Source organism: Candidatus Roseilinea sp. NK_OTU-006, assembly GCF_012931985.1.
Taxonomy (GTDB): Bacteria; Chloroflexota; Anaerolineae; order J036; family Brachytrichaceae; genus JAAFGM01.
On record NZ_JAAFGM010000009.1, the window covers coordinates 45,243 to 69,257 of the forward strand.

Consider the following 24,015-nt stretch of genomic DNA (forward strand, 5'->3'; position numbering starts at 1 on the left):
CTTACGACAAACTGAGCAAGCCACGTGATCGCGGGTATAGTCCGCGCACATGATCGTCATAGACGCATCGCCTGCCGTGCATCACAAAGCCGGATTGGGCCGCTATGCCGAAGAGTTGATCGCGGCGCTGGCGCTGCCGCCGGGCATCAAGCAGCCGAGCGACGAATACGTTGCCTTCTATCACGACGCGCGCAACGCCGCGCCAAGCAAGTTGATCCAGTCCCTCACTTGCATCGCCACGCCACAGCGGCCATACCCGTGGCGACTGCGCGCATTGATTGCGCAAATGTTCAACCTCTCACAGGACAACCTGTTTGCGCGGACGATCGCCAACACGCGCGAGCGATTGCCGCCGCCGGCGCTCTTCCATGCCACCGAACACCTGCTGCCGCGCTTCAAGCGCATCAAGACCGTCTTCACGCTGCACGACCTGATCTTCAAGTTCTTCCCCCATTACCACCTGCCGCGCAACCGGATATTTCTCACCCTGGCCATGCCGCTGTTCCTCAAGCGGGCCGACGCGATCATCTGCGTCAGCGAGCACACCCGGCGCGACGCGATGCAGGTCTACGGCGCGCCGGAGGAGAAGATGCACGTGATCTACGAGGGGGTGCATCCGCGCTTCCGGCGCGTGACAGATGCGAAGACATTGCAAGCGGTCAGGGAGCGGTATCGCCTGGGGGACAAGTTCATCCTGGCCGTCGGCACGGTCGAGCCGCGCAAGAACCTGGTCACGCTGTTCGAGGCCTTCAAGGCGCTGCGCGAGCAGGACGACGGCCTGGCCGAGGAGGTGATCGTGGTGGGCAAGCAGGGCTGGCTGCACGAGTCCACCTACCGCGCCGTGCACTCGCTGGGGCTGACCGGCCGGGTGCGCTTCTTGACCACCGTCGAGGACGATGACTTAGTTGCGATCTACTCGCTGGCGCGGGTGATGGCCTTCCCTTCGGTTTACGAAGGCTTCGGCTTCCCGCCGTTGGAGGCGATGGCCTGCGGCGCGCCCGTCGTCTCGTCGAACGCCGCTTCGCTGCCGGAGATTTGCGGCGATGCTGCGGTGCTCATCCCACCGCTGGATGTCGCCGAGTGGGCACGCGCGCTGCAGCACATCTTGACCGACGAAGCGTTGCGCCGCGATTTGCAAGCGCGCGGGCCGAAGCAAGCCGCGAAGTTCACCTGGGCCGTGACGGCGCAGGCGACGCAGGCTGTGTATCAATCGCTGCTGAGGCCAACGGCATGACGCGCATCGAGGCCAGCCACGCGCGCCTTAGCCCCCTGGGGCGCGACAACACAAGCGCCTGATCGCCTCCCCACGGCGCCGACTGCGCAATTGGGATGAACACGCGGTTTGACATGGCGATGATGGAGTCGGTCAGGTCGCTGAACTGCCCTGGCGGCTGTCGGCGCAGCCAGGCGCTTTGCAGTAGAATCGCGCGCAAGCAACTCTAGCAGGTAGGAGAATAAACGTGCCCCCTTCAAGCCGAACTTGTCGTTCTCTCCATCGGCTGCGTAGCGCACTCATTGCGTTGGTGCTCGCGACCCCCCTTACAACGCCGAGCGCGTCCGCCAAGTCGGCAGCGCCGGACGCGACTTCCGCTGCGCTTCAACGCGGCGTGATCGCGCAGACTATCGGCCAGCCTGAACGCTCGAGGCCGCCGGCGCAACGCACGGCAGCATCGGTCGAGGCAGACGCACAAAGCCTCACGCTGCCGGATGCCGGAGCGCCGGCCGAGCGCGGCCCTATCTCGGCCAGCGGACAGCCGGCGCGCCCCAGCACCGGCGAATTTGTCGTGCAACTCGCCGCCCCGCCCCTGGCGGTGTATGCGGTTACCCCGCTTGGCCCGCGTGGGCTCAAGCCGAATGCGGACGAGCGCGCCAACTACGCGCGCCAGTTGCGCAGCGCCCAGCTCGCCTTCATGCGCGAGGCATCTAAGCTCGGCGCCGTTGAGCTGGCGCGCCTCAGCCGTGCGCTCAACGCCGTGGTGGTCAAGATTGACCCAGCCCAGGCGCGCGAGCTGGCGAAGCTGCCGGGTGTGAAATCCGTGCGGCCGGTGCGCAACTACGAACTCGACCTCAGTGAGACCGTGCCGTATATCGGCGCCGGCTTTGTGCACAACACGCTTAACGTCACCGGCACCGGTGTGACCATCGCCGTGCTCGACAGCGGCATTGACTACACCCATGCCAATCTGGGCGGCCCCGGCACAGCAGCAGCTTACACAAACGCCTGGGGCACGAGCATCACTGACACGCGCAACACTACAGTCACGGCTCAAACCGGCTTCCCGACCGAGAAGGTGATCGGCGGCTACGACTTCGTCGGCGAACTATGGCCGACCTACGCCACGGCGCTGGCGCCAGACCCCAACCCTATTGACTATGGGGGGCACGGCACACACGTGGCCGACATCATCGCCGGCCAAAACATCAGCGACACCCATCGCGGCGTAGCGCCCGGCGCCAAGCTGTATGCCGTCAAGGTGTGCAGCGCTGTGGCCTCGTCTTGCAACGGCATCGCCCTGTTGCAGGGCATGGACTTCGCGCTGGACCCCGATGGCAATCCCAGCACCGACGATGCGGTTGACATCATCAACATGTCCCTGGGCGCATCCTATGGCCAGAAGGAGGATGACCTGAGCGAGGCGGCCGCCAACGCCACGCGCGCCGGGGTAGTTGTGGTTGCCTCCGCCGGCAACAGCGCTGACCGCCCTTACATCGTCGGCTCGCCGTCCTCTACGCCAGAGGTGATCGCGGTGGCCCAGACGCAGGTGCCCAGCGCGCGGACCTTCCCGCTGGTGATCAACTCGCCGATCACCATCGCCGGCTCATACTCAAACACGGCGACGGTGAGCTGGGCGCCCATTGTCAACGGCTTCACCGGCGATGTGGCCTACGTCGGTCGCGGCTGCCCGGCGGGCAGTTGGGGGCCGGCCGATCCCTATCTGGACAATCCGGCCGGCAAGGTCGCGTTGATTGATCGCGGCCTGTGCGCCGTCAGCCTGAAGGTGGATCGCGCAGTGATCTCCGGCGCCATCGGCGTGTTGATAGCGAACAGTGTCTCCGGCGACCCGCCCACCTTCTCGTTTGGCGGCGGCAGCAACATGACCGAGACGCTCATCATCCGCAAGAACGAGGGCGATTTGATGAAAAGCCAGTTGCCCACCACGACCGTCAACGTGACCGTCTCGCCGTTGATCAGCATTCCGCTCGTCGGCAGCATGGTGGCCTCGTCCTCGCGCGGGCCAAACTATAGTTTCAGCGGGATCAAGCCTGACATCGGCGCGCCGGGCGCTTCGGTCTCGGCGGTCGCCGGCAGCGGTACCGGCACGGAGGCGTTCGGCGGCACATCGGGTGCCGCGCCGATGGTGGCCGGCGCTGCCGCGCTGTTGCTTTCGGCCGAGCCTGGCTTGACGCCTGCAGAAGTGAAAGCGCGGCTGATGAACAACGCCGAGCGCGAGGTTTACATTAATCCTGTCTCTCAGCCCGGCTTGCTGGCCGAGATCACGCGCATCGGCGGCGGCGAAGTGCGCGCCGATCGCGCCCTAAGCAGCACCACGGCGCTCTGGGCCGCCAATCCGCAAATCCTCAGCAGCGAGCGCTACACCGACGGCGTCAGCCTATCGCTGGGCTATCACCGCTTACTGACCGGCACATACACCTTCAGCCGCACCGTGCTCGTGCGGAATTACAGCAGCGTTGACCGCGAGTATGTCATCACGCCTACATTCCGCTACCTGAGCGACACACTGAGCGGCGCCATCACTCCTTCCGTCCAGCCAACTATCAGTGTGTCGGCCAATAGCAGCGCCACCTTCGATATCACCTGGACGGTGAACGCCGGAGCGCTGCCGATCTGGAACTTCCCACCTAGCGGCCTGGGCGACGGTGCGCTGCTGCGCAACGTTGAATTTGACGGCTACGTGCTGGTCGGCGATGTGACCGACACCGTGAGCCTGCCCTGGCATATTCTGCCGCACCGCGCTGCCGGCGTCGTGACGCCGACCATCACCTCGGCCATAGTGACAACGACAGCGGATATCGTTGCGACGCTGGCAAATCCCCAAGGCGCGCGCAGCGGCCGCGTCAATCCCTTCATCCTCACCGACATCAACCCCAAGGACTATCCGGATAGCGCATTGCCCGGCCGCGGCGACAACCAAGCAGTCATAGACCTGCGTTATATCGGCGTGCGCGCCGTAAGCATCGGCAGTGGGCAATTTGGCGTGCAGTTCGCCATCAACACGTGGCAGCCGCGCGCGCACCCCAACTACCCCGCCGAGTTCGATATCTACATTGACGCCGACCTCGACGGCGAGGATGATTACGTGATCTTCAACGCGGAGCAGAACGGCTTCGGGGCAACCGGCCTGAACCTCACCTACGTTGGCCCGTTGCCGAGCGGCCCATTCCAAGGCTTCTTCTACACCGACGCCGACTTCAACTCCGGCAACGTGATCATGACCATCCCGGCCAGCGCGATCGGGCTAAATGCCGCCAACCCGAGCGCGTGGACGCCTTTCGACTTCTACGTGCTCGCCTTCGACAACTACTTCACCGGCGACCTGACTGACTTTTCCACGAGCGTTATGCGGGTGAACCCGGCCTTCCCGCGCGCGACATCAACCGGTCTTGCCCCCAATCCGGTGCCAATAGGCAGCAGCAGCACGCTGACCATCACGCCACTCCCCTTCAATGATCTCGATTCGCCGTCGCAGCTCGGCATTCTGTTGCTGTACCGCGACGCGCAATGGGGGCGCGAGGCCGACGTCATCACGCTTGGACTACCCAGCATCATAATTACGAAGACGGTCGGCACGACGCCGGGCGTGTGCGCCACCACGTCGGCAATCACCGTCACCTATGGCACGACGGTGTATTACTGCTACACCGTGCAAAACACCGGCAACATCACCTTGACCGATCACTATCTGACAGACGACGTGCTGGGCACAATCCTGGCCTCGTTCACCTACACGCTCACACCCGGCGCAAGCATCAACACCGTCGCGGCGGGCCTCACCATCAGCCAAGTGGCCACCCAAACAGTAGTGAATACTGCCGAATGGACTGCCTACGCAGACGCAGACCCGGGCACGGATTACCCCGCCTTTAGTGCCAGCCTGGCGCGGGTGAACGTCTCCTCGCCGTCCATTCTGATCACGAAGACGGTCGGCACGACGCCGGGCGTGTGCGCCACCACGTCGGCAATCACCGTCACCTATGGCACCCCGGTGTACTACTGCTACAGCATCCAAAACACCGGCGACCTCACGTTCACCCATCACACACTGACCGACACGGTGCTCGGGGTGATCTTGAACAGTTTCACCTACACGCTCACACCCGGCGCAAGCATCAACACCGTCGCGGCGGGCCTCACCATCAGCCAAGTGGCCACCCAGACCGTCACCAACCTGGCTTTCTGGACGGCCTCCAGCGTTTTCACCGCAACTGCTAATGCACCGGCGACGGTGAACGTACTGCCCACGCCGGTGCAGCTTACGCTGAGCGTGTCGCCGACGACACTGCCGGCCGACGGCAGCGCCAGCGCCCAAGTCGTCGCACGGGTGTTCGACCAATACGGCGCGCCGTTCAGCGGCCTCGGCGTGACGCTGCTGGCCAGCGCCGGCACGCTGGGCAGCAACAGCGGCACGACCGACGCCAGCGGCGGCGTGACCACCACACTCACGGCACCGCTCACCGCAGGCAACGGCACGGTATTTGCGCTGGCCGGCCCGCTGTCCACGTCTCGGCTCGTGACGTTTACGCAAAATGTCACCACCACCGGCCTGAACCTCAGCGCGTTCGTCCACTCCTCTAACGTGGTGAGCGCCAACGGCCTGATCACCTACACGTTCACTGTCTCGAACGCCGGGCCAGGCAACGCCACGGGGATTTTGCTCGTGCTGCCGATTCCGGCTAACAGCGCATATGTGGGTGGCAGCGCCATCGGCGGCACGCCGCTCGCCACGCCCTTCTCCGCTTTGTCGCCAAGCAGCGCGCCCAGATTTGGGCCCGTCGCGGTTGACGCTGCCGAGGCCAACACCATCGTCTGGAACGGCAACTTGACGGCCGGCACATCGCACACCGTGCAATACACGGTCAAGCCCACCATCATCAGCGGCGTGATCACTGCGACGGCGTCGCTCTTCCTAGGCGACGAGGCGGTGAACCCCGGCGGCTATGCGCTTACAACAGAAGTCGTGCCGGTGGGCCTCGTCTATCTGCCTATCGTACGACGCTGATCAGGCGCGAGCTACATCCACTGTGTTCGTCTTCCCCGGCGAGGCGCTTCATCGGAGAAGCGCCTCGCTTTGTTTTCGGCATCGCCTGCAAGGTCGCGACGGAGAACGGCAACAAGCGGGGGAGTGCGTCGTTGGGAGAATGGCGTGGAGTCGCTTGCCAAGCTCATAAAACACCACGCTGCAGGACGCAGTGAGGCCGCCCGTTAAGCCGATCCGTCCGTGGCCGCTGCGCAACTAGCACAGCTTGCGATATTCTGTGCCATATCCATCCCAGAAGCCCGGAGCGCGGAAGATCTCGGCAAGGGTGGTCTTGCCTTCCTCTACGCTGGCGGCTAATGTTGCCATCTTGAAGGTCGAGCCAGGCGGGTATTGGCCCTGTGTGACGCAATTGAGCAAGGTGCCGCTTTGAATGATCTGCTCGGCAAGTTGGGTGGATGAGAAGAGGGGGCGCTGGCCATAGCGAGCACAGCCGCGTCGTCGGCGCGCAGCACCACGACGGCCCCGCGCCGATTGCCCGATAGGTCTTGCACGACGCGTCGGAGGGTCGGGGTAATGGTGAGGGTGATATGTTGGCCCGTGGCCACCGGTCGCTCGGCAATAACGTCACGCGATGCACGCGTGCCTACATTGGCAACGCCACGTGACGCAGTGCGGGATGGCGTGGTCGGGCAGATGGTCAAAGATCTGCGCTAGGGGGATGCCATGGGTGATACATCGCGCAGCAGCGATGGCTAGACCGTGTGAGACGATGATCACGTTTTCGTCCGGGTGGGCGTTTGCGATGTCGGTCAGCGCCTGACTCATGCGGGTGGCCAGCTCAAGCACAGTTTCTCCACATGGTGGTCGGGCGTGGGCCGGGTTTCGCCTGCGCTCGTCCAACATCTCTGGGTAGAGCCGTGCCACATCTTCGCCGAGCATCCCTTCCCAGGCGCCGAGGTTGACTTCGCGCAGGCGGGGGTCGCATCGCACGCCTAACCCCAACCGGGCGGCGAGGATGGCCGCCGTTTGATGGGCGCGGGCGAGGTCGCTGCTGTAAATGGCCCGGAAGGGGGTATGTGCGGCTTGCTGGGCAAGTGTTGTAGCCAAGGCGTGTGCCTGAGCGAGGCCGGTTGTGTTGAGTGGCGGCGCATGGGGCGTCTGGCCTTGCCAGCGTCCTTGCAGGTTCCAATCGGTTTGGCCGTGGCGGATGAGCCAGAGGTGTGCTGCGGTCATGGGGCTTCGGCGCGATAGCCCGTGTTGGAGGGGGAAGGTGTCTGGCCATCGCGGCGGGCTCGATATTCGGGAATCTCGATCATCGGTGGGCGTTCCAGTTCGGCGATCTCTTCGATGTCAAGATAATATCCTCCTGGCCCATAGCGGATCAGCTTCATCGTTTTGTTGACGTCCGCGATGAAGGACCGCTCGTAGTGTCGTTCCAGCTTGCGCATGACTGTTTGGATGATGGCGAATGACATCTTGCTGAGCGCTTCAAGCGTCTGGTTGTGGTGGATGCGCTCGAGCAGGTCCACCTGGGCGATGGCGGACAGTCCGAACAACTCGTAAATCTCAATCAGCAGGCTGGTTTCTACGCCGTAGCCGGAGGTGAACGTGCATCGTTCAAGAGCGCTGCGTCGGCCGCCATATTCGCCTGACAGGGGCTGGATCACCCCGGAGAGCTCGGGATAGAACAGATTGAGGAGCGGGCGGGCAGTCAGCTCAGTCACGCGTCCGCCGCCGCTGGCCTGGAGCTTGTCGCCCACGCGGAGCGGCCGACGGTAAAAGCCTTTGACGAATTGGATGTCGCGGTTGAGGAGCATCGGCCCGATGATGCCATACACAAAGCGTGGGTGGATGTTGGCGATGTCTGTGTCAATCCAGATGAGCAGGTCGCCGCGCGTGACGAACAGGCTCTTCCACAGCGCCTCCCCCTTGCCGGGGCGTGCGCCGTATGCCGGCAGCAGTTCCTGATGCACATAGACGGGGATGCCGGCTTGGTGAGCGATCTGACGCGTGCGATCGGTGGAGTTGGAGTCAATCAGCACGATCTCATCCAGCAGCGGCGTGCGATCCACCAATGCCTGTTTGATGGTGTGGATGATGTGTCCGACCGTAGCTTCTTCGTTTAAGGCGGGCAGGGCGAGGCTGATGGTGACGCCCTGAGCCTGCTTCAGCTCCATCAGTTGGTCGAGGTCGGCAAATTCGTCGGCCTGGAAGGTGTTTTGGGCGAACCATTTATCCACCAGCAACGAGATAGCCCCGGCGCCCACCCGCTCATCGGCAAACGACGCCGGCGTGGGACGGCGCGCCTTAACGACCAAAACCGCGGCTTGGGCGTGCGCTAACACCTGTTCGGCCACCGGGCCTAACCCTGGGCCGGCATGCGCAGCACGTGCGGACGCCCCGAGGATAATCAGGTCCGCCTGGGTTTGCTGGGCATGGTCCACGATGGTCTTGATGGTGTCGTCGGTGAGCGCTGCGTGAAGCTTGACTTCCGGCATGTGCTGAAGCACGCGTTCGAGGGCGCGGAAGGGGGCGTTGGCTTCGCTGCTCCCCCGCAGTTGGATGTGTAGCGCGTTCAGTTCGTTAGGGGAGAGATTGAGGCCAATGCGCAGGGCCAGCTCGGCGGAAGGACCGCCGCGCACCGGCACCAACACATGCGCATGTGACCTCAGCGGCCCGCGCACCAGGCCGATGTCGCAGGGTGAGTGGTTGAGCACTGCATCGGCCGACACTCCGAGCCGGACCAGTTGCGTGGGGTAATCCAGCAGCATCAGGTCAGGCCCTTCAGACTGAATGACGCGCTGAAGCTCCGGCCAGGGATCGCGGCTCACGATCACCTGAGACCGGGCGCGCACTTGTTTGCCGCGGCCAAGTTGGCGCAGGCGTTTGCGCAATGCCTGGGCTTTACCGGCACCGGCGCTCAGGGCTTCTGTGTCGGGCAGATGGACGATGCCCACCAGCACCACTTCTGGGGCGAGTGCCTGGGCGAGGGCAAAGGCGGCGCTGTCGTCGCAGCCGTGAATCACCGGCACGAGGATGCGGCGGAGCGAGGCAAAGAGCGATTTTCTGTTCATTCGTCAGCGCAGACAGCTTCTATCAGCGGGGCAATGTGCTCGGCGCACACATGCGCCCATGTAAACTGACGGCGTGTGCGGCTGGCATGTTGGAAGGCAGCATCGTTGCGCAGTCGTTCGGTGATTGCGTCGGCAAGTAGACCGGGGGCGGCGTCGGGCGAGAAGTAGTAAGCGTAGTCGCCCCCCAGGTCGCGCAGTGGAGCGAGATCACTGCAGAAGATCGGCAAACGACTGATCGCTGCTTCCAACATGGGTAGCCCGAATCCCTCTTCGCGACTGGGCAAGAACAGCGCATCGGCCAGCCGGTAGAGGTCGGTGATGAGCTCGTCCGGTAAAAAGTGATCGTACATTTCGGCCAGGAAATAAGCATTGTCCTCAAGTGCCAGCGCAGCGCGGCGTTGTTTGAGCAGGGCAAAGTAGTCGGCGTTCTTGGCGTTGTGCGGGCCGAGTGGGCCGGTGATGATGAGGATGGGACGGCGGAAGGAGCGCCTCAGCTCGGCCAACACCTCTAGCGCCAATTCGATGTTCTTACGCGGCGTCACCCGCACCGGTAGCAGGAGGATGAGATCGGCTTGGGTGAGTCGTATGCGCTCCGCAAGGACGCGCGTGCGCGCTTCCAGTTTGTGGAAGCGCGCGAGGTCGAGGCCGTTCGGGATCACGCTGACCGTCGCTGCGGCAATTCCCGTTAAGCTGGCCAGCTCCTTGCGCCGCAGCTCTGAGATCGCCACGTGTCGGACGTTGCGCCAGGCAGTCCGCAGCAGGTTCCAGGGATAGCCATCGTGTAGTTCTGCACGATAGCGCGGCGTGGCCCAGGCGAGGTCGTGATGCCATAGGATCAGGCGTGGGCGGGCCAGGGCATCATCAGACGCGAAAAGGTCGTGCAGCGCAGCGGTGAGGGCGAGGTTTTTGTGGAGCGAACCAACGTTATGGGCGATGACTACGTCCAGATCAGCCAAGACGCGCGCCAGCGCCTCCTTGATGGTGAGGCGCAGCCTCTCAAACGCCTCGGTCACCTGGCCGCAGTCCAATTGTGCTTTCACGTGAAGCACCTGAGGGTGGCGCGAATCGGCCAGCGGGAAGGGGACGAAGCACACCTGGGGATCGGTTTGTGCGCCGCGCGCGGCGATGATGCGCACCGCATGCCCGAGGGCGCCCAGGCAGCGCGCTTGGTGCGCGATCACGCTTTCCACGCCGCCTACCACGGGTGGCGCGGTGTAATGCAACAGGGCAATGCGTCGGGAAACAGGCATATGGAGCGCGAAAGCCGTTTGGCAATGTTAGCATGGTTACATGCGCCGAAGGGAAGCGCTCTGCGCGTGCGTCAATGCGCGGTAGCGCCATGTGACTCGCTGCTCAGGACTGATAGCCGAAGCAGTCGGCCAACAGCGCCGCCAAGCGCAGGCGTAGCACTGAGAATGAGAAGTAGCGCTGTCCTAGCCGGTAGTTGTGCTCGGCCCAGGATTCGACCAGCGCGTCATCGAACAGCACCTGGCGCACCTGATGCAGCGTGGCTTCGGAGATGAAGCCGTCGAATTCGATCACCTTGAACCCTTTCGGCTTGATGTCCACTTCGTAGATGGAGTAGTTGTTCACGACGACGGGGCGGCGGTAGTACAGTGCTTCCAGGAAGGCGTTTCCGAATCCCTCAAAGGTGGATGGGTAGGTGACCAAGTCGGCCTGAGGGTACAGGTCGGCCAAGGCGTAGATTTTGCGGCCGTCGGGGGTGGTGCCGCGATGTTCGGCGATGATGTCGGCCTCGAAGCAAACGGATACGCCTAGCAGATTGGCATACTCTCGCACGCGTCGCTCGTATTCCGTGCCTTCGTCGCCGGCGGCATGCGAGATCACCAGCTTGGCCGGCAGACCCAGCCGTCGCGTCAGCTCGATGGCATGTTCGATGCCTTTGCGCTGGATTACGCGGGTGGGTTGTAAGAAAAAGTATTCAGCGTCGCACAGGCCCAGATCGGCTCGCAGCGTGCTGGTGTAGCCGTCCGTGGGGGCCGGTGGATGGTCAAAGTCCATCACGTTGGGGACAATGCGAGCGGTCACGCCCACGCGCCGGGCCAGCTCGCCGGCTTGGATCGAGTTGATCACCACATGACGGATGGAGGGGAGGCGAGGCGGAAAGGCAGCTGCGATATAGTCCTGCACGCAGTTCACCATGAAGCGCTGGCGTTCCCAGGCAAAGTCGTGATGGTGGGCAATGGTGGGGAAGCCGGTCTCAGCGATCAGCTCGGTGATCGCCAGGCCCAGCGGCACATTCAGCGGGATGGTGAGAGCATTCTCGACGATGAGCAACTCCAGCGCGAAGTCCCGCACAAAGTGGTAAAGCCGTTGCTTGAAATACTCCTTCAATTCCTGAATGCGCCGCGACAGGGCGGGCGGGCGCGTATAAATGGAGAAGTGGTCCTGGAACAACGGACCGATCTCTTCCCTGGATTGGCTTGCCCAATCGCTTTGAAACGCGACGTGGTTGATCTCGTCAATGATGGGGTGGCGGTAAAACGCCTCAGGCACGATGTGGCTACGCGCGGCGGGCCGATCGCATTGGCCGGCAAAGTAGTAACACGTGTGGCCCATCGCTTCCAGCACGTGGGCCCACTTGCTCGTTTCCAGCGAGACGCCGTCGGTGCCGGCGAAACGTGTGGAGATGAAGCCAATGCGATATGCGCGGGCGGAAGACATGGCTGCTTTGTGCGTGGGATAGGCAAGGCGCTTCAAGGGACAGACAACCAGCGCGCCTCATACGGTTCAAGCTCAAGGGATGGGCCGTGCACGTTTAGCCGTGCGCCGCTCAAGAGATCGCGCACGGCGTTGTTGGTGCCCAGCAGCGCCCGCCACGGAAGTTGAACGAGTTGATCTTCCGCCGACACATTGACCAGACATAGCGCCCGGGCCCGGTCGTCGGGTGCGATGCGCAACAGGGCGAATACGGATGGCACGCATGAGACGATGCGTTGTTCCCCGCAGGGGTGAAAGGCCGGGTGGCCGGCGCGCGCGCGCAACAGATGGGTCAGGCGGGTGAAGAGGCGCGTGCGGCGTGATGTCGGCTCGGCCAGGGCGTGTTCCAATTCAGCACGATCGAGCTTTTGTCGGTTGATGGCGCGGCGATGGCCGAGCTGCCGTACTCCTTCCGGCCAGCCGCGTGACCCAAACAAGCTGTGGAAGTAAAGCGCCGGCATCCCTTGCATGGCCATCAGGATAGCATGGGCAGCAATAAAGCGGTCCATCGTCTCTGCCTCGCTGCGCGCCCCGAAGCTGAGCGCATCAAAGTAATTCACATTCATCTCGTAGGGGCGGTGGGCGCCGTCGGGGGTGTGACTTTCGCTGATCAACCCGCCCACGTCCAGGGTGCGCGTCACCAAGGCATGGATCTCACGGCCGCTGAGGATGCCGCGCACCGGGTTCAGCCCAATGCCGTCGTGGGAGGCCAGGAAGTTGAGGAAGGTGACGTGTTTGGACGGCAAGGACAACGCGCTTGCCCACTGCGTCAGCGCGCGGGCATCTCCGGTTTGTAAGGTGTGCAGCACTAACGGTGGCAGAGCAAAGTTGTAGACGAGCTGCGCCTCATTGAAGCCGTCGCCGAAATAGGTGATGTTGTCGTGGTGCGGCACGTTGGTCTCGGTGACAAGCCGGACATGTGGTGCCACAGCATCCAGCGCAGCGCGGAAAATTTGTATCACGCGGTGGGTGTTCGGCAGGTAGATGCAAGGTGTGCCGATCTCCTTCCACAGATAGGCGACAGCATCGAGGCGGATGAAATCTGCACCGCGCGCGGCGTAGAACAACAGCACGTCCACCATTTCGGCCAACACATGCGGGTTGGCGTAGTTTAGGTCTATTTGGTCAGCGCTGAACGTAGTCCACACAGTGCGCCGCCCGTGCAGGGCATCAAAGGGGGTTAATAGCGGCAAGGCGCGTGGACGCACCACGCTCGACAAGTCGGGGCGATCCGTGACGGTGATGAAGTAGTCCTGGTATTGGGCCTCACCACGCAGGTAGCCCTGAAACCAAGCGCTCTGCGCTGAGACGTGGTTGATGACGGCATCAAACATCAAGCGGAACGACTCGCCCAGGCGCGCGATGTCCGCCCAGCTCCCCAGCGCGGGATTGACCGCGCGATAGTCCACCACGGCGAATCCGTCATCCGAGGTGTAGGGATAAAACGGCAGGAGATGAATGGTGCTGATCGCGCCAGTGAGGTGACGCGCGCAAAAGTCGGCCAGCGTCTGAAGCGGAGGCTGGCCCGGCGCGCGCACTTGATCCCCATAGGTGATCAGCATGGCGTCGCGCTGTGTGAGTTCAGCAGAATGTTTTGGCGTCAGCGGGGGATGCGCAGCGATGACCTGCTGGAGGCGCGCGTATGCTGCTGCACCAAGCACATCGCCGTAGATGGCGCGGCACAGGGCGCTGATCTTACTCAGCGCGGTTGTCCGGTCGGGTGGGGCCATCGGAATTGCGTCCTGGCGCGCACGCGCATACGATGCATCCACTGTAGGCGTGCTTGGTGTGGCGTGCGACGGTTCACTACAGGTGGGCTGGGCGTGCGCTATAGCGGCGGCAGATTGTGGCGGCCAATAGATGATCCAAGTGCGGCCCATCAGCTGGGCGCGCGTGAATTCGCCCAGCGCTCGGTTGTCGGCGAGGAGCGATCCGGGCCGACGCGACATTGGGCGACGGTCGTGACCTCAAGGTTCATGCGCTCACGCCCCTCAGGCAGGTCAGGCTCGACCAGCAGCCGGCCGTTAATGGTTACCTGCGCTCCGCGGAAGTCGAGCACATCGCCGGGTAGGCCGATCATGCGATGAAAGGTGATGCGCCTCGGGTTAGTTGCGCTGGGCGCAGCAACAAAGAAGCGGTGATAGAGCCATACCCCTCTGCCGGCTGCAATCAATAACAACTCGAGGAGGTCGCGCCACAGCGCTTGGTTGCGCCGGACCTGGGCCGGCAGAAAGAGGATGGAACTGGGCTTTTCCCATCGCAATCATGGATTATCCTCGCGGTGCGCTGGTGGGCTGGGGTGAACCTGGCCGAGGCGCATCCGTGCGATGAACGTCGCAGCACAGGGTGAACGTCGTGCCGCGATCGGGCCGGCTTTCCACGTTGATTCGGACGCGGTTGACCTGCGCCAGTTCATGCACCAGCGCCAAGCCCAACCCGCTGCCGGCGCGCCGGTGGCGATCGCGTGCGCCGCGTTGAAAGCGCTCGAACAGGCGTGCCTGCACGTCGGGCGGCAAGCTGGGGCCGTTGTCCCACACCTGCACGCACACCTGGCCGTCTTTGGCCTCGGCCCGCACGCCAATGCGTCGGCCGGCCGGCGTGTATTTACAGGCGTTGTCCAATAAGTTCCACACCATCACGCGCATCTGCTCGGCGTTGGCCAGCACCGGCGGAAGGTGCGGGGGCACGTCTACCTCGACCGTGACGTTGGCCGTGTGCGCCAGGGGTTGCACCTGTTCGGCCAAATCATAGAGCATGGGCGCAAGGTCTAGCGGCGCCAGCGGCGGATGATTGCCCTCGTCCAATGCAGAGAGCATCAACAATTGATCAATCGTGCGGTGCAGTTGATCAAGCGAGCGCAACACTGCATCCAGAAATTGCGGCGTCTCGTCCGGCGTTAAGCGCTGCGCTTGCATCATCTCCAGCCGCAGGCGCATTGCGGCGAGCGGCGAGCGCAATTCGTGGGCGGCGTTGGCGACGAACTGCTTTTGCCGGTTGATCATCCGTTCCAGTCGCTCGGACATGCTGTTGAAGACCTCGACGAGCTTGGCGACTTCCTGCGGCCCGCTGATGGCAGCCTGTTGGTGCAATTCGCCGTGCGCCATGGACTGCGCTGCTCGAGTCAAGTCGGTCAGTGGCTGCGCCATGCGCCGGGCAGTGATGACGGCGATCCCGCCGGCGATCAACGTGATAAGCAGCCACACACCGCCCAACATGCTCCAAGACGCATAGATCCGCTCGCGCACGGGTTGCATGGGCGCCGAAAGTTGGATGTAAGCAATCGACTCTTTGTTAGCGTCCAGCACCGGCGCTGCTGTGAATACGCGTTCGGCGTTGCTGATAGAGTCCCAGCGAATGTCATGTTCCTCGCGGCGGTTGCGAGCGGCTACGAGTTCGATGTGCTGATCCTCTTTGCCGATCGGCACTTTCGGATCGGTGCTCGCCAGCACGAATAGCTCATCGTCCAGCACGGTGATCCGCGTCTCTGGGTTCTCGCGGTGCAGAACCAACTCCTCGCGCAGCATTTCAGACGAAAGATAGCCGTTCAGCGTCGCCTCGATTTGATCATGGAGCACGATGGCCAGCAGGTGGTTCTGTATCTCCAGGTCATGCTCGGTGCTTTCGATAATTTCAACCTGACTGCGATACGCCGACCAGATCACCAACCCGCCCAGTCCAAAGAACACGATGAGCCAATGGGTGAGGATGAGTTGGGCGCGCAGCGTCAAACGTCGCTTGCTGGGTTTAGCGATCGCTTGGGCGCTTGAAGCGGTAGCCGTAGCCATAGACGGTCTCCAGATAGCACGGGTTGGCTGGATCAGCCTCGAACTTTTCGCGCAACCAGCGGATATAGACATCGAGCACGCGCGGATTGCCCACCCACGTCTCACCCCACACCCGGTCCAGTAGTTCTTGGCGCGAGAGCGCCTGGCCGGCATGTTGCATGAGCGCCAGCAACAGGTCGAATTCGCGCTGACTGAGTTTGACCGGTTGTCCGCGCAGTGATGCTTGGCGGGCCTGGATGTCTAGGGTGATGTCGCCGATGGAGAGCACCGACGGCGTCTCGGTTGGTTGCCTGCCGATGCGCCGAAGCTGTACCTGGATGCGCGCCACCAGCTCGCGGAAGCTGAACGGTTTAACGATGTAATCGTCGGCGCCGATCTCCAGGCCCATCACGCGTTCCATCTCTTGCCCGCGCGCCGTCAACATGATGATGGGTAGGGCGGGGTCGCGCGCGCGCAGCCTGCGGCAGATTTCATAGCCGTCCATGTCGGGCAGCATGATGTCCAGCAACACCAGGTCGGGGCGCTGTTGGCCGATTTGCTCCAACCCCTCTGCTCCATTACTGGCGTGCATGACTTGAAAGCCTTCTTTCGCTAGGCCAAACATAAGCGGCTCGGCAATCGTGGGGTCGTCCTCGATGATCTGCAACAGCGGCGAGCGCAGTTGCGTGTATCTTTCGGATGCACCATGTTCGGGTGTCATGGTCAGAATCCTACATCTGGCCGCGATGCAACAGCGTCAGGCCTGTGCCGCACTCGATCGGAGGCTGCGATGTTCATCGAGTGTCTCATGCAAGCAGAGTGGGTAGCCTGATCGGGCTACCCACTCTGCTGGGTGATCTCGCTGGGAATATTGCTTATCGCTTGCCGTCAATCTTTGTGGCGTTCACCGAACCGTCGGCTTGCTGGTAGCCCTTCACTTCGACGATGGAGCCGACGCTGATGGGGCCGTACTTCTGCTTGATCATGGTGCCGGGGCCGACGTTGACGGTGCGGCCATCTACCACCCATGCGCCGTATAGGCCGGCAGGCAAATTCTGCACTACGCCGTAGAACTTCACATAGTAGCCAGGCCCGCCGCCGTTGCCGCGCTTGCCGTCAATCTTTGTGGCGTTCACTGAGCCGTCTGGCTGTAACCAGCCTTTCACTCCTACGTAGGACCCTACCCCTATGGGGCCGTACTTCTGCTTGATCGCGGCGCCGGGGCCGACGTTGACGGTGCGGCCATCCACTACCCATGCGCCGTATAGGCCGGCCGGCAGGCTCTGCACGGTGCCGTAGAACTTGAAGTTGCCGTCATTGGGCTTGGCGAAAGCCGGTTGCAAGGCGATCAGTGCTAGCGCGAAAGCCGCGATACCGGCGACACATGCTTTGATAAAGCGATTCATCTGTTATCCTCCATCAGTGTAATGTTGGTTAAGCCAAATGAAGATAACGGAAGGTGGGGAGGAAGTGGTGAGGCCGGCGTAAACAGGTTTTAAAAAGTTGGTTAAAGCTCTAGAGGCAGAGGGCAGCCGGAACCGTGCGTTTGGGTTACCATAACATCGCACGTCATCGCGAGGAATGCGCTATAGGAAAGCCGAGCGGCATTCTGCTTCATCCAAGGGGAATTCTGCAGAGCAGACGCCGGCTGGAGGATTACGCGCTGTTCATAGCGCGTAAAGATGCGCACGGCGGCGAGTCCTGGACTGCGTGGCAGGATGATGTGGCCTGACCATTGGCAATGCGGATGCGGCCGTTTGCGGCGCGGCCTGCTGACCTACGGGCTGCGCATGGCGCGGCACAATGCCAATGCCCTGGCCGTGGGGCGATTCCTCGAAGTGCACCCCGCGGTGAGCAAGGTGTATCACTCCGGCCTCAGGTGGCGTCCGCAGGGCGCTGGCGAAGCGGCAAATGCCCGGCGGCTTCGGCGGGATGATCGCCTGCGGGGTAAAGGGCGGCTACGATGCGGCCTATCGCGTCATCGGGCGGACGAAGCTCTGTATCCTCGCCATTAGCCTGGGCGGTGTAGAGACGCAGCAGACCGACGAGCGCATGCTCAAGCCGGCATCGCACCCGGGCTGATCCGGCTGCCGGTCGGCTGCGAGGGCGCCGATGACATCATCGCCGATCTGGCGCAAGCGCTTGCATAGCGGTGCGACCTTCGGTAGTCGCTCACGTCAGTGTTCCGATTCGCCCAGGTAGGCAGCTCTCACCCGCGGATCGTCGAGCAGGCACCTACCCTCGCCGGTGAGCGTGATCCGGCCGGTTTCCAACACGTAGCCGCGGTGGGCGATGCCCAGCGCCAGGCGCGCGTTCTGCTCCACCAGCAGGATGGTCGTCCCCTGCTGGTTGATCTCCTGGATGATGTTGAAGATTTGCTCGACGAGCACCGGCGCCAAGCCCATTGAAGGTTCATCCAATAACAACACGCGCGGCCGGCCCATGAGCGCTCGGCCGATGGCGAGCATCTGTTGCTCGCCGCCGGAGAGCGTGCCGCCGCGCTGGTTGATGCGTTCGCGCAAGCGCGGGAAGAGTGTGAACACGCGCTCCATATCCTGTCGGACGCCGTCGGCGTCGCGACGCTGATAGGCGCCCATCTCCAGGTTCTCGCGCACCGTCAGCCGGGGAAAGATGCGCCGCCCTTCGGGGGATTGCAACACGCCGCGGGCGACGATCTCGTGCGCCGGCAGGTGGTCAATCCGCTGCCCCTCCAGCAAGATTTCGCCGTGGCGCGGCGTCAGCAGTCCGGAGATCGTCCGCAGCGTGGTGCTCTTTCCGGCGCCGTTCGACCCGATCAACGTGACGATCTCGCCTTTCTCGACCGATAGCGAGATGCCTTTGAGGGCGTGGATATTGCCGTAGTAGGTGTGGACGTCTTTCAGCTCGAGTAGTGTCATGCTGCGCTCGATGAACTCCTGTGTCCTTTAATCGCCGGCCGTCGCGCCGCGTCCCAGATAAGCCTCCACGACGCGTGCGTTGGCGCGAATCTCCTCCGGCTTGCCCTCGGCGATCTTCTCGCCGTAGTCTAGCACCGAGATGCGCTCGGAGATGGTCATGACCACGCGCATATCGTGCTCGATCAGGATCACCGTCAGCCCCAATTCGTCGCGCAGGCGCTGGATCAGCCGCGTCGCTTCGAGCGTCTCTTGGGGATTCATGCCGGCGGTCGGCTCGTCCAACAAGATCAGCTTCGGCTCGGTGGCTAGCGCGCGCGCGATCTCCAACCGGCGCTGGTCGCCGTAGGGCAGGTTCTTGGCCAGCTCGTCATACCGGCCTTCCAGGCCGACGAATTTCAGCAGCTCGCGAGCGCGGGCGCGGGCGCGCGGCTCCTCGGCGCGCACGCTTGGGCTTTGGAAGATGATCTGCCACATCTTGGCGCTTAAGCGCGCGTGCATCCCCACCAGCACATTTTCGATGGCGGTCATGTTGTTGAACAGCCGGATGTTCTGGAAGGTGCGGGCGATGCCCTGCCGGGTGATCTGGTCGGGGCGCTGGCCGGCAATGGATGCGCCGTCGAAGATGATGCTACCGTGATCGGGCTTGTAGATGCCTGTCAGTACGTTGAAGAACGTGGTCTTGCCGGCGCCGTTGGGGCCGATCACGCTGACGATGCTGCCGCGTTCGACGGTGAGCGACACATTGTTCACCGCGGTCAGACCGCCAAAGGACTTGGTGACGTTTTGTGCTTCGAGTAGCGCCATGATTGTCCTCTATGCCGGTTTGGCTTCGCCGGTTTCGACTTCGACCAATGCCTCCTGCTCCTCAGTCGCGTGTGCTTCTTCACGCCGGCGCTGGTCGGGCAAGATGCCCTCCGGCCGGAAGATCATCATGATGATCAGCAGCAATCCGAACAGCGCGCGCTGATATTGCGCCGGATCGAACCAGTCCGGGATGACGACCCCCTGCCGCTTGAGCGCGCTCAGCTCGGTGGCGATGCGTGGCAGGATCTGCAAGTCGAGCAGCGTAACGAGCACGCCGCCGAGGATCACGCCGGGAATGCTGCCCATGCCGCCGAGGATCACCATGGCCAAGATACCGATGGAGCGAATCAGGTCGAAGGTCGGCGGATTGATGAACTGTTGTTTGGCTGCGAACAACACGCCCATCACGCCGGCGAACGACGCGCCCACGGCGAAAGCCATCAGCTTCATCCGCACCAGCGGGATGCCCATGGCGACGGCCGCCGTCTCATCCTCGCGGATCGCCTCCCAGGCGCGGCCGATGCGCGAGTTCTTCAGCCGGAAGACGGTCAGCACGGTCAGGCCCACCACCAGCAGCGCCAGCGCATAGATGAAGAGTTGGTAGAGTTGGGGATCGTTTAGCCCCGGGAAGAGCGCGCGCAAGAAGTCGGGCAACGGGGGCCGGGCGATGGACTTGATGCCCTGCGAGCCGTTGGTGATGTTGATCGGCCGATCCAGGTTCACCGCCAGCACGCGGATCACCTCGCCCAGGCCGAGCGTGACGATGGCCAGGTAGTCGCCGCGCAAGCGCAGCACCGGCAGGCCGAGCAAGACGCCGAAGAACGCGCCCAAGAATAGCCCCAGCGCCATGAACAGATAGAACAACTGTGACGAGACCGGGGAGGCGCCCGGCGAGATCAGTCCGATCTGATCCGTGCTGAAAATGCCCCAGAGATACGCGCCGACGGCGAAGAAGGCCACATAGCCGAGGTCGAGCAAGCCGGCGAAGCCCACCACCACGTTCAGCCCGAGCGCCAACGCGACGAAGATGCCGGCCTGGATGGCCAACTCGATGTAGTAGGCGTTCATCGTGCCGAAGTAGGGCACGACGCCAATCAGCATGATCGCGCCGAGCGCCAGCTTATAGCCGTTCGATACCTTGGCGCGGTAAAGCAACAAGAAGCTCAACAGGAACAAGATGAACAACACATCTGTGCCGAGGCTGGTGCGCGTGTTCATCAGCATCAGGGCGCTGGTCACGACGATGTAGGCCGTGAGTGCGACGTAAGCCAGTAGCCCGCGATTCAGCGCAGCGAACGGAGAGTTCGGCAGGGAAGTCGTGCCCATGGGTTACACCTTTTGCGCGACGGCTTCGCCCAGCAGGCCGGATGGGCGGAAGATCAAAATCAGGATCAAGATGGCGAACGCCACGATGTCGGCGTAACTGGCGCCGGAGAATGCGCCGCCGGTGAGCAGCGACAGATAAGAGGCCACGAACGCCTCCAGGAAACCCAAGACGATCCCGCCGACCATCGCGCCCGGAATGTTGCCGATGCCGCCCAGCACCGCCGCGGTAAACGCTTTCAGGCCGGGGAGAAAGCCGATGTAGGGGTTGACCGTGCCCACGCGGATGCCGAAGAGCACGCCGGCCGCGCCACCCAGCGCGCCGCCGATCAGGAAGGTGAGCGCGATGATCTGGTTGACGTTGATCCCCATCAGGCTGGCCGTCGGGCGGTCTTGCGCCACAGCGCGGATGGCCGTGCCCAGCTTGGTGGCGTTTACCAGATAGTTCAACCCGATCAACATCAGCGTGGCGGCAACGATGAAGATCAGCGCGCGCACGTCGAGGATGAGCGGGATGGTGCGCCCATCGGCCGCGGGGATCTGCGCCAGTTGCAACGGTGGGCCGAAGTTCGGCGTCGGGAAGCGTGCGTTGAAGCCCAGGCCGGTCACGTTCGCGATCAGGCGCATGCCATCTTGCAGCAACAACGAAACGCCGATGGCTGAGATCAGCGGCACCAGGCGAGGCGCGTTGCGCAGTGGACGATAGGCGATGCGTTCGATCGTGACGGCCAGCGTGCCGCTGATCACCATGCCCACGATCACCGCGATCAGGACGAACAACAAAGGCGGGAGGGCATTCAGTATTCCCGATGCGGCGAATACTGTGCCTAGCGCGGCGCCGGAGAACGCGCCGACCATGAAGATTTCGCCGTGCGCGAAGTTGATGAATTCCAGCACGCCGTACACCATGGTGTAGCCAAGCGCGATCGTGGCAAACAGGAAACCGCGCACCAATCCGTCAACGATCACCTGCGGCAGGATGGTGAGCGTCGCCTGGACGAGGTCTACGTTGGTGCGCGTGCCGCGCAACAGAAAGGCGACCAGCACCGTAATCACACTGAGCACGATGGCGCTGCCGACGACGAAGATGAACACTTGTCCCAGCGGTCCGAACACGCCGGCCAGGGTCATGCGCAGCGTGCGGCGGCTGGCAGGGGCGGGAAGAGCATCTGCTGCAATCGCCATAGGGAGGTAGACTGATCAGCTTTGGTTTCAGCTCTTTCGATCTTCGACCGCGCAGGCGCGTCTGCGCTGCTTGGCCGCACAGTCTAATACAAAACGGGCGGGGGTGGGTAGAAACTCCCCCGCCCGTTTCATGCGGCAGCGGTGATCGGATGGGCTTTACGGCGCCGGGATGTCCAACTTCTTGACCACGGCGTTTGCATTCCACACCTCGCCGGGTTCGCCGTCTTTATCGCTCACCTGCAATACGAAGTAGGTGGAGGTGACGGGATCGCCCTTGGCGTTGAAGGTGTAGGCACCGGTGATGCCCTTGTATTCGCCCGCATCGCGAATGGCCTGGACGACCTGCTCGCGGGAGGGCTTGCCGCCGGCTTTCTCGGCCGCCTGCGCGATCGCGCGGATGCAGATGCCCATCGCGTCATAGGCTTGCGCGGAGAACGGCGGCGCATCCTCGTTGAACTTGGCCTTGTAGTCTTCGGCGAACTTGGCGGCATCGGGGAACTGGCTGACGGGTGCGGCCACCGACGTGTAGTACATGCCCTTCACCGCGTCGCCGGCCAGCTTCAGCAGCTCGGGCGAGTCCAAGCCGTCGGGACCGAGGAACTTGGCCGTGATGCCGCGGTCGCGTGCCTGGCGGAACAACGGGCCGGCTTGGTCATAGATGCCGCCGAAGTAGATCAGATCCGGGTTGGCGGCCTGAATCGGCGTCAGGATGGACTCGAAGTTCGACTTCTCCTCCGTGCCCTCGAAGCCCAAGACCTGGATGCCGTTCTTCTCGGCTTGCTGGCGGAAGAACTCGGCGACGCCCTGGCCGTAGTCGGTCTTGTCGTGGATGATGTAGACGCTCTTGATTTGCATCTCGGTGCGAGCGAACTCCTCACCCACGGCGCCCTGAACGTCATCGCGACCCACCACACGGAAGGCGTTTTGATATCCGCTCTCCGTGATCTTCGGGTTGGTGTTGGCCGGCGAGACCATCGCGAGGCTGTTGTCCTTGTAGGTCGGCAGCGAAGCCAGCGCGACACCGGAGTTCAGGTGACCGACGATGCAGAGAATATCGGGGTCGGAGGCGATGTTCTTAGCGTTCGCAGCGCCGACTTCCGGCTTGGCCTGGTCGTCGAACGGCGCCAGCTCGACTTCAAAGCCCATGTCGGTCAGCATCTTGCCCATATCCTGCAGGCCGAGATCGGCGCCGTTGCGGATGCCGGTGCCGAGCGCAGCCTGTGGGCCGGAGAGTGGGCTTTGCGTAGCGATCTTGATCTTGCCGCTCATGGCCGGCGCGGCGGGGGCCATCGTCGCCGTGGGTTCAGCCGGCGCGGCTGTAGGCGCGGCCGTGGGTTCTGGCGCGGCTGTAGGAGCGGCCGGCGCAGCCGTGGGAGCGGCCGGTGCGGCCGGTGCGCATGCAGCGAGCGCACCGATCAAGAACGTGGTAAGCAACCATTTACCGGATTGATATCTCATGGCTCTTTCTCACTCCTTTGAAAGATTTGGTTGACTCTAACTAATCCAGAACACAAGGGCGAACGAGGTTGACATGGTTACGCGTGAGTAGCCTTATGAGCGCCCAATGTGGGCTGGCCGAGCAACGCGGACAATAATCTACTCAAGGTGGTATCCTTTGTCAAGTGCGAGAGGTTTTTGCAAATCGGTTCATCTGTCGGCGCCATAATGCGACGCGCCGCAAAATCTCTTGGTCAGCGCCTTTTGTGCGCGCCATGTAACCTAAGCCTACGATCGGTTTTAGGGAGCAAGGACGTGCTCCCTATTGTGCTTTCCATCCTGCGGCTATGCGCGAGAGACGAGCGGCAGAAAAGTCAAATCAGTCGGTTCAGGAACTATTCGAGGAGAGCAGCCTACCCAAATTCTTTTTTTTGCACAGGCGGCGTCAGCTCGGTGGGCAAAGGGGTGACGGCGGCTGCTATCGGCCGCATGCTGAAGGCACGATGTCGCCCTACCAGCACGTTGCAGTCTTTTATGACCGAGGACGATGTAGAAACCGAGTTCGACCTGGGCCACTTACGAGCGCTTCATC

At 62.8% G+C, this 24,015-nt stretch carries 19 protein-coding genes and 1 pseudogene; 5 read left to right on the forward strand and 15 right to left on the reverse strand.

The genetic code is table 11. The features are described 5' to 3' along the window. The first annotated feature begins 49 nt into the window (after window positions 1-49). A complete protein-coding gene (locus GXH28_RS07135; RefSeq protein WP_169238329.1) occupies window positions 50-1,234 on the forward strand; it encodes a glycosyltransferase family 4 protein in 1,185 nt (394 codons plus the stop codon). A 289-nt stretch (window positions 1,235-1,523) separates the two neighbouring features. Next, window positions 1,524-6,239 carry a S8 family serine peptidase gene (locus GXH28_RS07140; RefSeq protein ID WP_169238330.1) on the forward strand — a complete coding sequence of 1,572 codons (4,716 nt, stop codon included), beginning with the start codon at window positions 1,524-1,526 and terminating at the stop codon, window positions 6,237-6,239. 234 nt (window positions 6,240-6,473) lie between these two features. Here the strand turns inward: GXH28_RS07140 and GXH28_RS16065 are convergent, their stop codons facing one another. The 10 genes from GXH28_RS16065 to GXH28_RS07190 form a co-directional block, all read right to left on the reverse strand. Further along, on the reverse strand, window positions 6,474-6,758 hold the full coding sequence (locus GXH28_RS16065) for a penicillin-binding transpeptidase domain-containing protein (protein ID WP_169238385.1): 285 nt from the start codon (window positions 6,756-6,758) through the stop codon (window positions 6,474-6,476). A gap of 84 nt (window positions 6,759-6,842) precedes the next feature. Continuing rightward, on the reverse strand, window positions 6,843-7,451 hold the full coding sequence (locus tag GXH28_RS07150; protein WP_169238331.1) for a histidine phosphatase family protein: 609 nt from the start codon (window positions 7,449-7,451) through the stop codon (window positions 6,843-6,845). Continuing rightward, the gene (locus tag GXH28_RS07155; protein WP_169238332.1) at window positions 7,448-9,292 is read right to left on the reverse strand and encodes a glucosyl-3-phosphoglycerate synthase; all 1,845 of its coding nucleotides are present in this window, start codon (window positions 9,290-9,292) and stop codon (window positions 7,448-7,450) included. Before GXH28_RS07155 ends, GXH28_RS07150 begins: the two co-directional genes overlap by 4 nt. Next, a complete protein-coding gene (locus tag GXH28_RS07160; RefSeq protein ID WP_169238333.1) occupies window positions 9,289-10,542 on the reverse strand; it encodes a glycosyltransferase in 1,254 nt (417 codons plus the stop codon). The genes GXH28_RS07155 and GXH28_RS07160 overlap by 4 nt, the downstream gene beginning before the upstream one ends. Window positions 10,543-10,645: 103 nt before the next feature. Next, window positions 10,646-11,977 (reverse strand): glycosyltransferase family 4 protein, encoded by a 1,332-nt coding sequence (locus GXH28_RS07165; RefSeq protein WP_169238334.1) that lies wholly within the window; start codon window positions 11,975-11,977, stop codon window positions 10,646-10,648. A gap of 32 nt (window positions 11,978-12,009) precedes the next feature. Next, window positions 12,010-13,743 carry an alpha-amylase family glycosyl hydrolase gene (locus GXH28_RS07170; RefSeq protein WP_169238335.1) on the reverse strand — a complete coding sequence of 578 codons (1,734 nt, stop codon included), beginning with the start codon at window positions 13,741-13,743 and terminating at the stop codon, window positions 12,010-12,012. Between the two features lie 149 nt (window positions 13,744-13,892). After that, on the reverse strand, window positions 13,893-14,276 hold the full coding sequence (locus tag GXH28_RS07175; RefSeq protein WP_169238336.1) for a S26 family signal peptidase: 384 nt from the start codon (window positions 14,274-14,276) through the stop codon (window positions 13,893-13,895). A 7-nt stretch (window positions 14,277-14,283) separates the two neighbouring features. Continuing rightward, a complete protein-coding gene (locus GXH28_RS07180; protein WP_169238337.1) occupies window positions 14,284-15,798 on the reverse strand; it encodes a sensor histidine kinase in 1,515 nt (504 codons plus the stop codon). After that, window positions 15,758-16,498, reverse strand: a complete 741-nt coding sequence (locus tag GXH28_RS07185) for a response regulator transcription factor (RefSeq protein WP_169238338.1) — start codon at window positions 16,496-16,498, stop codon at window positions 15,758-15,760. The genes GXH28_RS07180 and GXH28_RS07185 overlap by 41 nt, the downstream gene beginning before the upstream one ends. A gap of 154 nt (window positions 16,499-16,652) precedes the next feature. Beyond that, window positions 16,653-17,183 (reverse strand): DUF5666 domain-containing protein, encoded by a 531-nt coding sequence (locus tag GXH28_RS07190; RefSeq protein WP_169238339.1) that lies wholly within the window; start codon window positions 17,181-17,183, stop codon window positions 16,653-16,655. 315 nt (window positions 17,184-17,498) lie between these two features. On the opposite strand from GXH28_RS07190, the pseudogene GXH28_RS16955 reads away from it, so the two are divergent. The 3 genes and pseudogenes from GXH28_RS16955 to GXH28_RS16285 form a co-directional block, all read left to right on the forward strand. Continuing rightward, a pseudogene (locus tag GXH28_RS16955) lies at window positions 17,499-17,657 on the forward strand (PLP-dependent transferase); the annotation flags it as partial. Between the two features lie 31 nt (window positions 17,658-17,688). Beyond that, a complete protein-coding gene (locus GXH28_RS07200) occupies window positions 17,689-17,859 on the forward strand; it encodes a hypothetical protein (RefSeq protein WP_240550256.1) in 171 nt (56 codons plus the stop codon). Between the two features lie 5 nt (window positions 17,860-17,864). Next, complete coding sequence (locus GXH28_RS16285) at window positions 17,865-17,927, forward strand: hypothetical protein (RefSeq protein ID WP_240550263.1); 63 nt, start codon at window positions 17,865-17,867, stop codon at window positions 17,925-17,927. Window positions 17,928-17,954: 27 nt separating this feature from the next. Here GXH28_RS16285 and GXH28_RS07205 read toward each other — a convergent pair whose 3' ends face one another. The 5 genes from GXH28_RS07205 to GXH28_RS07225 form a co-directional block, all read right to left on the reverse strand. Further along, a complete protein-coding gene (locus GXH28_RS07205) occupies window positions 17,955-18,674 on the reverse strand; it encodes an ABC transporter ATP-binding protein (protein WP_169238341.1) in 720 nt (239 codons plus the stop codon). Window positions 18,675-18,701: 27 nt separating this feature from the next. Next, on the reverse strand, window positions 18,702-19,478 hold the full coding sequence (locus GXH28_RS07210; protein ID WP_169238342.1) for an ABC transporter ATP-binding protein: 777 nt from the start codon (window positions 19,476-19,478) through the stop codon (window positions 18,702-18,704). Window positions 19,479-19,487: 9 nt separating this feature from the next. Further along, complete coding sequence (locus GXH28_RS07215) at window positions 19,488-20,804, reverse strand: branched-chain amino acid ABC transporter permease (protein WP_169238343.1); 1,317 nt, start codon at window positions 20,802-20,804, stop codon at window positions 19,488-19,490. Between the two features lie 3 nt (window positions 20,805-20,807). Beyond that, the gene (locus GXH28_RS07220) at window positions 20,808-21,986 is read right to left on the reverse strand and encodes a branched-chain amino acid ABC transporter permease (RefSeq protein ID WP_206156752.1); all 1,179 of its coding nucleotides are present in this window, start codon (window positions 21,984-21,986) and stop codon (window positions 20,808-20,810) included. Between the two features lie 156 nt (window positions 21,987-22,142). Further along, window positions 22,143-23,444 (reverse strand): branched-chain amino acid ABC transporter substrate-binding protein, encoded by a 1,302-nt coding sequence (locus GXH28_RS07225; protein ID WP_169238344.1) that lies wholly within the window; start codon window positions 23,442-23,444, stop codon window positions 22,143-22,145. Window positions 23,445-24,015: the final 571 nt, after the last annotated feature.

Excerpts from the sequence above, each read along its gene's own strand:
- GXH28_RS07150 (WP_169238331.1), bottom strand. The coding sequence starts at position 7,451 with ATGACCGCAGCACACCTCTGGCTCATCCGCCACGGCCAAACCGATTGG.
- GXH28_RS07170 (WP_169238335.1), bottom strand. The coding sequence starts at position 13,743 with ATGGCCCCACCCGACCGGACAACCGCGCTGAGTAAGATCAGCGCCCTG.
- GXH28_RS07155 (WP_169238332.1), bottom strand. The coding sequence starts at position 9,292 with ATGAACAGAAAATCGCTCTTTGCCTCGCTCCGCCGCATCCTCGTGCCG.
- GXH28_RS07135 (WP_169238329.1), top strand. The coding sequence starts at position 50 with ATGATCGTCATAGACGCATCGCCTGCCGTGCATCACAAAGCCGGATTG.
- GXH28_RS07200 (WP_240550256.1), top strand. The coding sequence starts at position 17,689 with ATGCCCGGCGGCTTCGGCGGGATGATCGCCTGCGGGGTAAAGGGCGGC.
- GXH28_RS07215 (WP_169238343.1), bottom strand. The coding sequence starts at position 20,804 with ATGGGCACGACTTCCCTGCCGAACTCTCCGTTCGCTGCGCTGAATCGC.
- GXH28_RS07225 (WP_169238344.1), bottom strand. The coding sequence starts at position 23,444 with ATGAGATATCAATCCGGTAAATGGTTGCTTACCACGTTCTTGATCGGT.
- GXH28_RS07180 (WP_169238337.1), bottom strand. The coding sequence starts at position 15,798 with ATGGCTACGGCTACCGCTTCAAGCGCCCAAGCGATCGCTAAACCCAGC.
- GXH28_RS07190 (WP_169238339.1), bottom strand. The coding sequence starts at position 17,183 with ATGAATCGCTTTATCAAAGCATGTGTCGCCGGTATCGCGGCTTTCGCG.
- GXH28_RS07185 (WP_169238338.1), bottom strand. The coding sequence starts at position 16,498 with ATGACACCCGAACATGGTGCATCCGAAAGATACACGCAACTGCGCTCG.
- GXH28_RS07210 (WP_169238342.1), bottom strand. The coding sequence starts at position 19,478 with ATGGCGCTACTCGAAGCACAAAACGTCACCAAGTCCTTTGGCGGTCTG.
- GXH28_RS07220 (WP_206156752.1), bottom strand. The coding sequence starts at position 21,986 with ATGGCGATTGCAGCAGATGCTCTTCCCGCCCCTGCCAGCCGCCGCACG.
- GXH28_RS07160 (WP_169238333.1), bottom strand. The coding sequence starts at position 10,542 with ATGCCTGTTTCCCGACGCATTGCCCTGTTGCATTACACCGCGCCACCC.
- GXH28_RS07205 (WP_169238341.1), bottom strand. The coding sequence starts at position 18,674 with ATGACACTACTCGAGCTGAAAGACGTCCACACCTACTACGGCAATATC.
- GXH28_RS07165 (WP_169238334.1), bottom strand. The coding sequence starts at position 11,977 with ATGTCTTCCGCCCGCGCATATCGCATTGGCTTCATCTCCACACGTTTC.